14 protein-coding genes and 1 tRNA gene are annotated in these 12,904 nt (G+C 53.9%); 8 read left to right on the forward strand and 7 right to left on the reverse strand.

Annotation, left to right across the window (positions count from 1 at the left end):
* The first annotated feature begins 174 nt into the window (after nt 1-174).
* Both rpsA and R3F64_RS02520 read left to right on the forward strand, forming a co-directional pair.
* On the forward strand, nt 175-1,854 hold the full coding sequence (gene rpsA / locus R3F64_RS02515; protein ID WP_066320448.1) for a 30S ribosomal protein S1: 1,680 nt from the start codon (nt 175-177) through the stop codon (nt 1,852-1,854).
* A 275-nt stretch (nt 1,855-2,129) separates the two neighbouring features.
* Nucleotides 2,130-2,504 (forward strand): histone-like nucleoid-structuring protein, MvaT/MvaU family, encoded by a 375-nt coding sequence (locus R3F64_RS02520; RefSeq protein WP_085918486.1) that lies wholly within the window; start codon nt 2,130-2,132, stop codon nt 2,502-2,504.
* Nucleotides 2,505-2,573: 69 nt separating this feature from the next.
* Here R3F64_RS02520 and R3F64_RS02525 read toward each other — a convergent pair whose 3' ends face one another.
* Nucleotides 2,574-3,404: a helix-turn-helix domain-containing protein gene (locus tag R3F64_RS02525; RefSeq protein WP_085918487.1), complete on the reverse strand. Its 831-nt coding sequence runs from the start codon at nt 3,402-3,404 to the stop codon at nt 2,574-2,576.
* A gap of 372 nt (nt 3,405-3,776) precedes the next feature.
* Between R3F64_RS02525 and R3F64_RS02530 the strand changes: the two genes are divergently transcribed.
* The gene (locus R3F64_RS02530; protein ID WP_199285359.1) at nt 3,777-4,103 is read left to right on the forward strand and encodes a hypothetical protein; all 327 of its coding nucleotides are present in this window, start codon (nt 3,777-3,779) and stop codon (nt 4,101-4,103) included.
* A 37-nt stretch (nt 4,104-4,140) separates the two neighbouring features.
* On the opposite strand, the gene R3F64_RS02535 is transcribed toward R3F64_RS02530, so the two are convergent.
* The 6 genes from R3F64_RS02535 to pilB form a co-directional block, all read right to left on the reverse strand.
* On the reverse strand, nt 4,141-5,016 hold the full coding sequence (locus tag R3F64_RS02535) for a DNA replication terminus site-binding protein (protein WP_332609582.1): 876 nt from the start codon (nt 5,014-5,016) through the stop codon (nt 4,141-4,143).
* On the reverse strand, nt 5,017-5,250 hold the full coding sequence (gene yacG, locus R3F64_RS02540) for a DNA gyrase inhibitor YacG (protein WP_085918490.1): 234 nt from the start codon (nt 5,248-5,250) through the stop codon (nt 5,017-5,019).
* Between the two features lie 62 nt (nt 5,251-5,312).
* Nucleotides 5,313-5,915: a dephospho-CoA kinase gene (gene coaE / locus R3F64_RS02545; RefSeq protein WP_264823134.1), complete on the reverse strand. Its 603-nt coding sequence runs from the start codon at nt 5,913-5,915 to the stop codon at nt 5,313-5,315.
* Nucleotides 5,916-5,954: 39 nt separating this feature from the next.
* Nucleotides 5,955-6,800, reverse strand: coding sequence for a prepilin peptidase (locus R3F64_RS02550; protein ID WP_264823133.1), 846 nt, complete (start codon nt 6,798-6,800; stop codon nt 5,955-5,957).
* Between the two features lie 21 nt (nt 6,801-6,821).
* Nucleotides 6,822-8,054, reverse strand: a complete 1,233-nt coding sequence (locus R3F64_RS02555) for a type II secretion system F family protein (protein WP_085918493.1) — start codon at nt 8,052-8,054, stop codon at nt 6,822-6,824.
* 3 nt (nt 8,055-8,057) lie between these two features.
* On the reverse strand, nt 8,058-9,815 hold the full coding sequence (gene pilB, locus R3F64_RS02560; RefSeq protein WP_264823132.1) for a type IV-A pilus assembly ATPase PilB: 1,758 nt from the start codon (nt 9,813-9,815) through the stop codon (nt 8,058-8,060).
* Between the two features lie 240 nt (nt 9,816-10,055).
* On the opposite strand from pilB, the gene R3F64_RS02565 reads away from it, so the two are divergent.
* From R3F64_RS02565 to R3F64_RS02585, 5 genes are all read left to right on the forward strand, one after another.
* A complete protein-coding gene (locus R3F64_RS02565) occupies nt 10,056-10,526 on the forward strand; it encodes a pilin (RefSeq protein WP_320109298.1) in 471 nt (156 codons plus the stop codon).
* A gap of 73 nt (nt 10,527-10,599) precedes the next feature.
* Nucleotides 10,600-11,055, forward strand: a complete 456-nt coding sequence (locus tag R3F64_RS02570) for a pilin (RefSeq protein ID WP_320109297.1) — start codon at nt 10,600-10,602, stop codon at nt 11,053-11,055.
* Between the two features lie 84 nt (nt 11,056-11,139).
* Nucleotides 11,140-11,592, forward strand: coding sequence for an anti-virulence regulator CigR family protein (locus tag R3F64_RS02575; protein WP_442908813.1), 453 nt, complete (start codon nt 11,140-11,142; stop codon nt 11,590-11,592).
* Nucleotides 11,593-11,617: 25 nt separating this feature from the next.
* Nucleotides 11,618-12,436: an inositol monophosphatase family protein gene (locus R3F64_RS02580; RefSeq protein WP_268901359.1), complete on the forward strand. Its 819-nt coding sequence runs from the start codon at nt 11,618-11,620 to the stop codon at nt 12,434-12,436.
* Between the two features lie 127 nt (nt 12,437-12,563).
* Nucleotides 12,564-12,640: transfer RNA gene (locus R3F64_RS02585), tRNA-Pro, on the forward strand.
* Nucleotides 12,641-12,904 lie beyond the last annotated feature (264 nt).

The following is a 12,904-nucleotide window of genomic DNA, read 5'->3' on the forward strand; positions in this document are numbered from 1 at the left end:
GCGGCGTTTTTGGATAGGTGTCATGACATGGCAGGGCGTAAAACTCACATTGGGAGCCCGGTCAGGTTTAACCAGCGCTAACACCTCCAAAAGCAGAGTGACATTAGGCCCGTGCTCGCTGGTGGTACGGAGAAGGCATTTATGCCTCAACAACGTTGATCACGTAGGAACACCATGAGCGAAAGCTTTGCTGAACTGTTTGAACAGTCTCTTAACGACATTAACATGGAGCCAGGCGCTATCGTCGCGGCCCAGGTTGTCGATATTGACGGTGACTGGGTTACCGTCAACGCCGGTCTGAAATCTGAAGGTCAGATCCCCGCGGCGCAATTCCGCGACGAGAACGGCGAACTGAACATTGCGATCGGTGACGATGTTCACGTTGCACTTGAAGCCGTTGAAGATGGCTTCGGTGAGACGCGTCTATCCCGTGAAAAAGCCAAGCGCGCAGAAGCTTGGAAGATTCTGGAAGCCGCCTTCGAGAAAGATGAAGTCGTCAAAGGCGTGATCAACGGTAAGGTCAAAGGCGGCTTCACCGTCGATGTCGACTCTATCCGTGCCTTCCTGCCGGGCTCTCTTGTCGACGTTCGCCCGGTTCGCGATACCGCGCACCTGGAGCACAAAGAGCTGGACTTCAAGGTCATCAAGCTCGACCCGAAACGCAACAACGTCGTGGTTTCACGTCGTGCGGTTCTGGAAGCAGAAAACAGTGCGGAACGTGAAGCGCTGCTGGCCACGCTTCAGGAAGGTCAGCAAATCAAGGGTATCGTCAAGAACCTGACTGATTACGGTGCCTTCGTTGATCTGGGTGGCGTTGATGGCCTGCTGCACATCACTGACATGGCATGGAAGCGCATCAAGCATCCGTCTGAAATCGTGGCTGTCGGCGACGAAGTCAACGTGAAAGTGCTTAAGTTTGACCGTGAGCGCAATCGCGTTTCTCTGGGTCTCAAGCAGCTTGGCGAAGATCCGTGGGTTCGTATTAAAGAGCGCTATCCGGAAGGTACCAAGGTTCATGCTGTGGTCACCAACCTGACCGATTACGGCTGCTTTGCTGAACTGGAAGAAGGCGTTGAAGGCCTGGTTCACGTTTCTGAAATGGACTGGACCAACAAGAACATCCATCCGTCCAAAGTGGTTCAAGTGGGCGATGATGTTGATGTCATGGTATTGGATATCGACGAAGAGCGTCGTCGTATTTCTCTGGGTATCAAGCAATGCACTGCTAATCCCTGGGAAACCTTTAATGCCGAGTACAACAAGGGCGATCGCGTCTCGGGTACCATCAAGTCAATCACGGACTTTGGTATCTTCATCGGCCTGGAAGGCGGTATCGATGGGTTGGTTCACCTGTCCGACATCTCCTGGACCGATACTGGCGAAGAAGCGGTTCGTAACTTCAAGAAAGGCGACGAAGCCGAAGCGGTTATCCTGTCTATCGACCCTGAGCGCGAGCGCATTTCACTGGGTATCAAGCAAATGGATTCTGATCCGGTTGCTGAATATCTGTCGGTCAACGACAAGGGCAGCATCGTCACTGGTCGTGTCGTTGAAGTAGACGCCAAAGAAGCTCACGTTGAGCTGGCTACCGATGTAGTGGCGGTGCTCAAGGCGTCTGAAATCGCGGCTGATCGCGTTGAAGATGCACGTAACGTTCTCAGTGAGGGCGATAGTGTCGAAGCACGCATCGTGAGTGTTGATCGCAAGAGCCGTCAGATTAATCTGTCGGTGAAAGCGAAAGAGCAAGATGACACGCGTCAGAACCTCAAGAAACTGCGTGAACAAGAGCCGGAAGCAGCAGGTGGTGCTACCACGATCGGTGACTTGATTAAGCAGCAAATGGGCCAAGACTAATATCCTGTTAGTGATGGCTTCATAAAAACGCCGCCTTTAGGGCGGCGTTTTTTTGTGAGCAATTTTTGTCTGTATAACTTGGCGATTAACCTAATAAAAAGTTATTCATTGCTAAGCCAATCTTTAAAATATCTTTCGTAATTGACTAAAAATCATCTAGACTGTTGTCAGTTGGTCTTTTTACAGCAATAATGAATGCGCATTCTGAACTAATGGATACTGACAATGTCCGTTCGGTATCTTATCTGGTTTGACCTGATGTTAAAGGATTCCCCATGTCACTACTTAACGAATACATCCAAAAAGAACAGCAGCTGAAGCAGCTTCAAGAAGACCTTCAGCGACTAGAGGGTGATCAGCGCCTCAAGAGTGAACTAGAGTTCAAATCAAAGCTTGAAGCACTCATGAACGAGTTTGGTAAGCGTCCAGCCGACGTGGTCGCATTGCTTGATCCTGCCGCTGACCAGCGTGGCTCAAAGCCCGCCAGTAGTAATGCAGGCCGCCGTAAGCGTCGTTTAAAGATATATAAAAACCCTCATACAGGTGAGGTTATCGAAACGCGTGGAGGTAACCACAAGGGATTGCGTAGCTGGAAAGACGAACACGGCGATGAGACCGTTGAGTCCTGGCTTGTCCGGATGGAAGACTAAGTATCGTATCGCCAAGTCGGCATTTCCAATGGGAATGCCGACTTTATTGGTTGCCCAAAATGTATTTGCTTATTGATTCAGCGGTACCCTCAATTCCAAATAATCGGGTTTCCACAGTACCATGGGCGCCTCGCCGCTGATGTAATAGCCCTTTTGTTTATGCAAGAGTTCCAGCAGCATGCTGGTCAGCGCGTGTGAAAGTTGTGAAAATTCCTCGAAGCAGGTGCTCGCATAGTAGCGTGCCGCGATATTAATCCGGCGGTAGGGCGCAGGCAGTGGGATGCTTTTCATGTTGTGAAGTGTTTCAAGATAAAGCCCGATATCGGTACGCACCGGATGCGCAGCTTGATCGCTTAGAGCATCAATCTTTTCGCTGAGTAGATCAGGCAGCGAAACGGCTGGGGTTGAGTCTGCCAGCCTTGCTTGCAGGCTTTCCAACTGGTGGCTATGGTAAGTGCTGTCCCCGAGGCCTTGAAGCTGCTCCGGTGATTTATAGAGTCGCATGAGAACAGCCTGCCGAGCCGGTGTTTGCTTGATTCGAGTCGTGTAGCCGTAAGGCGGTATTTGCTGATGCATTACATGGCCCATAGCCTGACGGTAATGTCGCGGGGATAGTCGAAAATGTCGCAGAAAAGCTCGCGAAAAAGACGAATGGTTTTGGTAACCGCAATGCAGTGCAATTTGCGCTATATTACGGGGAGTGAGGGCGAGTAAAACCGCCGCACGCTCTAACCGACGCTTTTCTCGATAGGCACTCGGCGTTGTGTGAAAGTAATGACGGAATTGGCGTCGTACTTGTGAAGCTGAATACCCTAGATGTTGCGCAAGATCGTCAATACTCAATGGCTTTTCAAGTGTGTCTTGCAGCCAGATTTCAGCTCGTGTCATAGCATTGAACATTATCTGGCCTCCCATGCATGAGTCTTACCGCCAGGTAGTGTATCTGGCGGTATGTGCACCCTCCCGGTGCCTTGGTGTCACGGATGTACCGCCACGTCAGTGCAACGTGGCGGCGGTTTTTTTAGCCCAACGTTTATATTGCAGCCCAGTACTTACATTGCAGCGTAATATGTCAGTGGTCGCAAAATGTGCAGTGATACGTAAGTATTCTTTACTTTATGCACCGATACATAATGATGCTCTCTTTATGCTAGGAACAGCTCTCGAAGGCAAGTTTGCTTTGGCTTTTTACGCGTTTGGGCACAGTTTTTGGGGAAAATGGCCTTATAGGCAGGCGTATCTCTCAATCGAAAGGGTGTGAATGACATATCAATGAAATATCAAAAAGTTCAGAAACCGATGGACGAGCGCGACAAGCTTCGTAAATTTCGTGAATTGGATGATGCCTTTGCGCAAGCGCTACGTCAGCTAGAAGACCCAGGCAGCGCAACGGATATTCCGACTGGGCCGCCAGTGCGCTCCTTGGAGGCGCTTGAAGAGGAAGACGCCGAAAAGCAGGCTCTATTACGAGAGGAAGCGTTTCAGCAGCAATTCGAAGCATTGCTGGCGGAATACCACATTGCGTCGCATGAGCTGCGCGAGTTGATCGAGGCGCTGCTGGCTTCGGGACGTTGGACGGAGGAGCAGGTGCCTGCTTGATTAACCCCGTTTTTTTAAACCTGATGTTAAAATAAGCTTAACGGTAGCGATAAACTCGCAGGCTGGGTAAGAAAGCCTCGGATTCCAGTTTTTCATCGCTTCGAGTCGCCCGAGTTCGTTGCGGCTGGGGGTGAGCTGGCGGTGCCTTGATATCAGGCATTCCCAGGCGCTCATTGGGTACAAAAAGGGGCATGGAAACGTTTAACGCCCGTCGCGTGTGGCCATCCGCTAATGGGTGGCTAAAAAAGAGATTGGCCCGCATCAGCGGTGCCTGGGTTTGAACCTGGGCAAGCGGTTCTTCGCTGGGTAAGCCTGCAAGACGACGCAATTGTACTTTTATATGAGGCGCGTCAGTATCCAGTCGAAGTAGCTTTTGTTCGGCGTCTCTTACGGTGATGCGTTTAATCGAGCGTCCGCTTTGATACCAGGCAAAGCGCACTTTTGCGACTTCCGCATCGGCGATAGGCAATTGACGCCAGCATTGTTTTAAATGTAGCCGCGCTAACCCCTCTTTACGCAAGACCTGATTAACATCCGGGTGGCGAGTGGTCAGTTGTGCTTTAGTATCACTTAACGCTTTAGGGGTGGTGCTTTTAATCTTTTGCAAACCGGCATGGAGTGCGTCTTTCGCTGCATTTACATTGCGAGCAGCGTCGATAAGCGCCTCGTTGGCGACAACGATACCCAGGTAATTGCGTGTTTCCCGACCATCCTGCCCCGTCTGATGCCAGACATCAAAGAGTGCCGTTCTGAACCCGTCTGGTGAGGAATCGGCCATGGGAGACAGCATCCAGGTAGGCGGGCACTGAGTTGCGTATTGCGTTGCAAGTACGTCCAATGCTGCCATCAGATCATCAAAGCACCGTTCAAGGTGCTGCATAAGATGGTAGGCAGGGTAGTCGGATACGGTCATTTAGGAAAGCGGTGCATCGCGATCAGCCTGCGCTAGCATAGCGTCGATATCGGCTTCGTCCATGGCGTTTTCACCGGCTATTCGGTGGGATTCTTCCGCCCAGGCCCCCAGGTCGAGCTGTTGGCAGCGTTTGCTGCAAAATGGACGGAAAGGGCTTTCGCTACTCCATGCAACGGTTCTTGAACATTGAGGGCAAGCGACTTCAAATGGGCTGTCGTTAGCAGGTTGAGACATAAAATATCCGCAGGTGTAAAACGTGATCAGTGAAAGAGACCGCCTCAAGGGCCGTCAACGGGTCACGACGATAATTGCTCGCGATAGTATTGATCAAGTCGGGCGACCTGGCGCTGCATGTGCGCCATATCACGACTGTTGTCGATGATGTCATCGGCACGGGCACAACGTTCCTCGCGCGACATCTGTGCATCCAGAATAGCACGCACATTTGCTTCACTGACACCGTCGCGCTCAAGCGTTCGGGATAGCTGCATGTCGGTGGGAATATCGATCACCAGGGTGCGATTGACCAACGCCGCTTGGCCCGATTCGAACAGTAAAGGCGATACCAACAGCGCATAGGGGGAAGGCCCCGACTGGATGTTGTCCAGCTGGGCAATAATCCGCTCGCGGATGAGCGGATGGGTGAGCTGCTCAAGCCAGCGACGTTGTTCAGGGGCTTCAAAAATAATCTCGCGCAGAGCAGCTCGGTCGAGTGCCCCATCCTGATTTATCACCCTGGGCCCAAAATGCTGACGGATAGCATCAAGTGTGGGCTCGCCGGGGGCCACGACTTCCCGCGCCACGTCATCGGCGTCGACCCACCCGATACCGAGTTCGCCAAAGGTGCGGGCGACCGTTGACTTGCCTGAGCCGATGCCTCCCGTAAGGCCAATAATCATGGTGTGTCTACCTATGGTATGTCATTCAGACTTTCAGGGTTAACTGACGATATTGAGGTACATTACTAATATGTCGTTGCCAGCGAGCAGCATTATCCATCCGGCAAGTGCTAAAAAAGGCCCGAACGGCATGGGGGTGCCCCGCGCCTGGGGTGATGATGCTTGATAGGCCAGGCCGAGGATGGCGCCTAAACCCGCAGAAAACAGTACTACCAGTGGAAGCGATAGCCAACCCAGCCAGGCACCCAATGCAGCGAGTAGCTTGAAGTCACCAAAGCCCATCCCTTCCTTGCCGGTAGTCAGCTTGAATAGCCAGTAAAAACTCCATAGGCTCATATACCCCACCACCGCACCGATAACGGCATCGGCGAGGAAAGCGGGTTGAAAAAGCCATTGATAGATCAAACCGGCCCACAGCAACGGCAGTGTCAAGATATCGGGCAGTAGCTGTACACGCCAGTCAATGACGGCCAGAGCAAGCAGCGTCAAGCAGGCCCCATAAAGCCATAGCGCCTGCCAACTGATGCCATAAAGTAGGGTAACACTGATAGCCAGGATGCCACCCGCAAGCTCTATGAGCGGGTATTGCACGCTGATCCGGGCATTGCAGTGCGAGCATCGCCCGCGCCGCTTGAACCAGCCGATCAGCGGCAGGTTATCGTGCCAGGCGATAGAAGACTCGCAGCTCGGGCACATAGAACGTGGTTGGGCAAGGTTGAAGCGCGGCGATGGTTCTTCATCAAGCGCGAGCTGGGCACGTGCTTCCTGACGCCAATGCCGCATCAGCATAACGGGCAGACGGGTAATGACCACATTGAGAAAGCTGCCCAGGCATAACCCCAATAAAAAGACCAGTGGCCAGAAAGTGATCGACAAGTACTGCATGAAATACCTTTGCACGGCGCCTTACAGGGCCGAGCCTAAGTTAAAGATGGGTAAGTACATCGACACCACAACACCGCCGACCAGCAGGCCCAAGACCACGATAATGAGCGGTTCCATCAGCGAGGTTAAGGCATCTACCTTATTGTCGACTTCTTCTTCGTAGTAGTCCGCGACGCGGTTGAGCATGGCATCCAGCGAGCCTGCTTCTTCACCGATGCTGACCATCTGCACTGCCAGGGGCGGAAACTGATTGGTCATGCGCATGGCGAAGTGTAACTGCTGACCGGTGGCCACGTCATGGCGCGTCCGGGTGACGGCGCGTTCATAGACTCTATTGCCGGTGGCCCCGGACGCCGTGTCCAATCCTTCAACCAACGGCACGCCAGACGCAAAGGTGGTCGCCAGGGTCCGGGCAAAACGTGCCACTGCCGATTTATGCAGGATGTCACCGACGACGGGCAGGCGTAACAGGACACTGTGCGCGCGGTAAGCAACGCGGGGAGAGCGGTTAATCGCCTGTTTGAGCAGCAAGATCCCCGCGACGACGCCCCCCAATGCATATAGCCAGTAACGCTGGGCCAGGCTCGATAGGTTGACCGTCATCTGCGTCAAGGCGGGGAGTTCTGCGCCAAAGCTGTCAAACATGCTGTCAAATTCGGGCACCACCTTGATCAGCAGAAGAAGGGTGACGCCGACACCGATCAGGAGGACCGCGGAGGGGTACCACATGGCCTTCTTGACGCGGCTTTTAAGCGACTCGACTTTCTCCTTGTAAGTGGCAATGCGGTCAAGCATCTGGTCAAGTGCCCCGGACTGCTCGCCTGCTTCAACAAGGTTCACGAACAGGCGGTCAAAATGCCTGGGGTGGCGGCGCAGTGCATCGGAGAAGCTGGAACCAGCGGATACATCGCTCATCATTTGCTGGACCAGCGCAACCATTGCCGGTTTTTTGAGGCTCTCGGCGACCACCTGAAACGCCTGAAGTAGCGGAATGCCTGCCCGAATCATGGTCGCCATCTGGCGGGCAAACACCATGATATCGTGCGGACTGATTCGACCACGACCGCTGAGGCCGCCTTTCTTGCGTAACCGTTTTACGTTGATCTGCTGATTGGCGAGCTCGCTGGCGACGTCTGCCTTGCTGCGACCAATTATTTCACCGCTAAGCGTGCGGTTCTGGGGCCCAGTGCCTTCCCACTTCCAGCGGTAAAGCTGAATACCCGGCTGACGACGAGCCCGAGGCGACTTGGCCATGGTTTACTCCTTGCTGATACGGTTAACTTCCTCAAGGCTCGTGATCCCTTGCATCACCTTTAAAAGACCACTTTGATGCAGGCTCGGATACCCCTCACGGCGGGCCAACTGGTCAATATCCAGTGAGTTGGCATCGCGCATGACCAACTGGCGCATCGCATCGGTTATCGGCACGACTTCGTAGACACCCACACGCCCCTTGTAGCCATGGGTACACTGCTTGCAGCCGACCGGGCGAAATAGGGTAGCCTGCTGAATCTCCTGTTGGCTGAACCCTTCGCGTCTCAGTGTTTCGTGGGGAATGTCAGCCGGTTCCTTGCAGTGAGGGCAAAGCTTGCGCGCCAGGCGCTGAGCAATGATCAAACTGACCGCGCTGGCAATATTGAAGGAAGACACCCCCATATTGGACAAGCGAGTGAGGGTTTCGGCCGCCGAGTTGGTATGTACCGTTGACAGCACAAGGTGGCCAGTCTGGGCCGCCTTGATGGAGATCTCGGCGGTTTCCAGGTCGCGAATTTCACCGACCATGACCACGTCAGGATCCTGGCGCAGGAATGCCCTTAACGCGCTGGCGAAATCCAGACCGATTTTTGGCAGTACGTTGACCTGGTTAACGCCAGGGACCTTGATTTCCACTGGGTCTTCGGCAGTGCAGATATTGCGCTCTATCTGGTTAAGGATATTGATCCCGGTATACAGCGATACGGTTTTACCACTGCCCGTGGGGCCGGTCACCAGAATCATGCCTTGCGGCTGCGCCAGCGCCCGCTCGTAGTAACCGCGCTGGTCATCGGTGAAGCCTAACTGCTCGATGCCCAATTGCGTGGCGGTGGGGTCAAGGATCCTCAGTACGAGCTTCTCGCCATACACAGTCGGCAGTGAATTGACCCTGAAGTCGAGGGAGCGAGTGCGTGAAAGCTTGAGTTTGATCGCACCGTCCTGGGGCAGGCGGCGCTCGGAGATATCCAGCCGGGCCATGATCTTCAAGCGCGCGGCGATTCGGTTACGCATGGCGAAAGGCGGCCGTGCCACCTCGATCAGCATGCCATCAATCCGGAAGCGAACCCGGTACTGGGTTTCATAGGGTTCAAAGTGGATATCCGAGGCGCCCCGGCGAATCGCATCCAGCAGCAGTTTATTGACGAATTTGACGATCGGTGCGTCGTCGCTATTCTGCGGTGCTTCCTCAAGGGGAGCGTCTTCACCGGCGGCTCCCTGGACGACATTCAAGGAACTGACGGCATCGTCGATGTCGTCAAGCTCCTCCAGCATGCTGCGCTCATTCTGGGTGAGATACTGGTTTAACGCCGTGCTCAACTGATCAACAGGCGCGAGAACACCTTCAACGCTTAGCCCGGTGGCAAATTGCAACTCATCCAGTTGGGTAAGCGTCGCCGGATAAGGGACGGCAACAGTGAGCCGGTGACCGTGGCGCGCCAATGGCAGCACCGTCAAGTTCTGAAGGACTTTAACAGGGTACTCAGCCGCTGGTGGCAGTGACGATAACCGTACGGCGTTTAGATCAATCACCGGCAACCCATACTCCCAGCCAGCGGCAATGGCTGATTGCCTGGGATCAACCAGGCCGCTGTCAACGACATGCTGGAGCAGTGAGATATCCAAGTCGAACGCTGTCGCTTCAGCGGTGGCCGCCTGAGCCTCGGTCAGCAACCCGTGCTTGACCAGGCGTTGGGCGATACCACGCAGTCCGCCCCGGGCGGCGGCATGGCTTAAAGTGGACTCGAAATAGGGTTCGCTCATGCGTGACTCGTTGGTGAAGTGCGCTGCGGGTTACTTTTACCATACTTGGCACCACAAGGCAGTAGCGTCTCGTTAAGTCGAAAAGCTCAAGCCAGGCATCCCACTGCCGATATAACTCATACTCAAGCGTTGGTGCGATATATTGATAAAGCACAGACTGTCAATTAGTGTCATTTTAAATTTCCCCTATCGCGATACCCTGCGGCGACGCTGGGTAGCATCCCCCAAGGAGACGTCTCCATGCAGCATTCTGCACAACCGGCAATTCGTAACAAGAAGCAGGGTGGTTTCACGCTGATTGAGCTGATGATTGTGGTGGCCATTATCGGCGTACTGGCGTCCATTGCCGTGCCGCAGTATCAAAACTACACCGCCCGCGCTCAGGCCAGTGAAGGTCTTTCTGTAACAGCGGGCATGCGTGCAGATATTGCTGAACAATACTCACTTCAAGGTGCTATGCCAGATGATGACGATATTGATAGTTTAGGCGGTACTGCTGAAGATCCATCTGGCAGGTATGTACAAAATGCTACCTATGCTGAAAGCGAAGGTACCGGAACCATTACCGTTTCATATCAAAGTGGTACAGCAATCGCAAATCAAGCTGAAGATAGCGACGAACTAACAATTTCAACTAGCGACCCCTCGGAAGGTTGGAGTTGTGGTGGTTTGGAAGATAGTTTACTTCCCGCAGGGTGCCGCGGTGACTAAATAAACGCTGAGTTTAGTTATTTGGGGGCCTTTGTTGGCCCCTTTTAGATTGCCTCAATGTAGGAATAAAAAAATGAAGGGAACCCAGCAAGGCTTTACACTGATCGAGCTGATGATTGTGGTCGCCATCATCGGAGTATTGGCCTCTATCGCCATTCCGCAGTACCAGAACTACACGGCCCGCGCCCAGGTATCCGAGGCGCTTAATGTTCTCAGCGGCGTAAAAAGCGAACTCGGCGAGCGTTATGCCATGGAGGGTAGCTTCGGTCAGGAAAATTCGCTTAACGATGATTCTCTGGTCAGCCATACCCAGTATATAGACTCCATCGACTACTACGCCGCAGAGGGAGGAGAGGGCGTTGATATCGGCATTCGCATGCGCAATGAAGCACCCGTCTCCCAGGCGATTCGTAATACGCGCTTCAGGATAGAAGTGAGGGCAACGGAGGGGTCGATTACATGGCGCTGTATGCCTGCCCAGCAGCAGCCAATGGATAATAAATATCTGCCCGGTAGCTGCCGCTCTTAAACAGTAAAACCTCAGTATTTACACACTCACTGCGTATTTGCCGCTTAACCTGTTAGAGATTGCCATTACATGGGAGAGCTCGCAGTGAAAATACCTCATCGGGTTATATTGGGTTCGTTGATTTTCTGTTTGACCACTCCGCTGGCGCTTGCCCAGCCCGACCATGCCCCGGCTCACGGCGCTCGCGATAAGCAGCATCATCAGGGGCAGACTCCAAAGCGTGAGAATCGGTCTTACGATGATCGCACCGAACGGAATTATCGTGGTGACTGGCCACGTATTGAGGAGCGGTTGTTGCAGCGCCTGCTGCGTGAATACGGTGCGCCCAGAGCGGAGCCGCTTCCACCGGGTATAGAGCGCAATCTGGCACGTGGAAAGCCGCTTCCGCCAGGCATCGCCAAGCGGTTTGACGGGCCGATCGCCAACGAACTGCCTCGTTATCCCGGTTATGAGTGGCAGCGTGTGGGGTCTGATGTGGTGTTGATCGATGCGGCCACGCGCGTAGTTGTCGATATCCTGGTGGATGCACTACGCTAGGGGCTTGTCTATTAACGGAGTCGCTATGCCTGCCTATACCCTCAAAGAGCGTTTGGACATTGCCCGCTCGATTGCCGAACAGGCGGGGCAAATGATTCGTCAGGCACGCCAGGAGCAATCTTTTGGTCGGCATTACAAGGCCGGTGATGAACTGGTGACGGATGCCGACGTGGCGGTTGATCGCTTTATTAGTGATCAACTGGCATCACATTTTCCTGGCGAGACCCGTTTAAGCGAAGAACTCTCTCCCGATCAGGCATTCAACGAAAGTGCCCCGCAGCTATGGGTTGTCGACCCGATTGACGGTACGGTCAATTTTGCCCAGGGGCTTCGCCATGTGGCGGTCTCGATCGGTTGGATGGAGAACGGTGTGGCAAAGATCGGTGTTGTCCACGCACCGTTTCTGGAAGAAACCTTCACCGCCGCCGAGGGAGCTGGGGCCTTCTGCAATGACCAGCCCATCCAGCCAAGCGACGCAAGCGAACTGGCGCGCAGTCTTGTGGCAACGGGGTTTCCCTATCAGCGCGAGGCTCGGGAAGCTCTGTTGCCTCGCCTGGCTGCCGTATTGAGTAACTGCCGCGATATACGACGCAACGGCGCCGCCGCTCTGGATATTTGCGATGTTGCCTGTGGGCGGCTGGATGCTTACTACGAGAGCGTCTCGCCCTGGGATTTCGTCGCCGGCTGGGTTGTCGCGCGCGAGGCGGGTGCCAGTGTGGGGCATCTTTACGATGTGCCAGCTGACGTACCTGTAGATTTATATTCCCAGCATTTGCTGGTGACGACACCCGCCGTTCACTCTGCGATGGCCAGACTGTTACGCGATGCCGATAGTGCCGCATAGGCTGAAACGATGAATCCGTATGGTAGACAAACACTTGAAAAGAAAGCGCAAAAAGAGCTTTTCATTTGCCGGCTAAACCGCTAGTATACGCACCGTCTTGAGGCAAGAAATTAACGCCTCGGTGAATCGGAGCGTGGCGCAGCTTGGTAGCGCGTTGCAATGGGGTTGCAAAGGTCGCAGGTTCGAATCCTGTCGCTCCGACCAAAAGTTAATACCAAAAACGGCCACTTCGCTAATACAGCGAGTGGCCGTTTTTTTGTCTTTGGTACCAGGAAACAAATAAGCGACAACGGCTTGCCACTTGTTATACACGACGCCGAACACCTCTCGGGCGGGAGCCTCATGCCCTGAAGGTCATCGTGGTCCAGCTAAAGAGCACTTGTTCTTTGGTTTACCGTGCCTTCCTTTTCTGCTGAGTGAGTGAATTTTCGCTCCTCAACACTCGCGATAATTAAACAGGTAGTCGAC

The organism is Halomonas sp. 5021 (assembly GCF_036663435.1).
Lineage (GTDB): Bacteria > Pseudomonadota > Gammaproteobacteria > Pseudomonadales > Halomonadaceae > Vreelandella > Vreelandella janggokensis.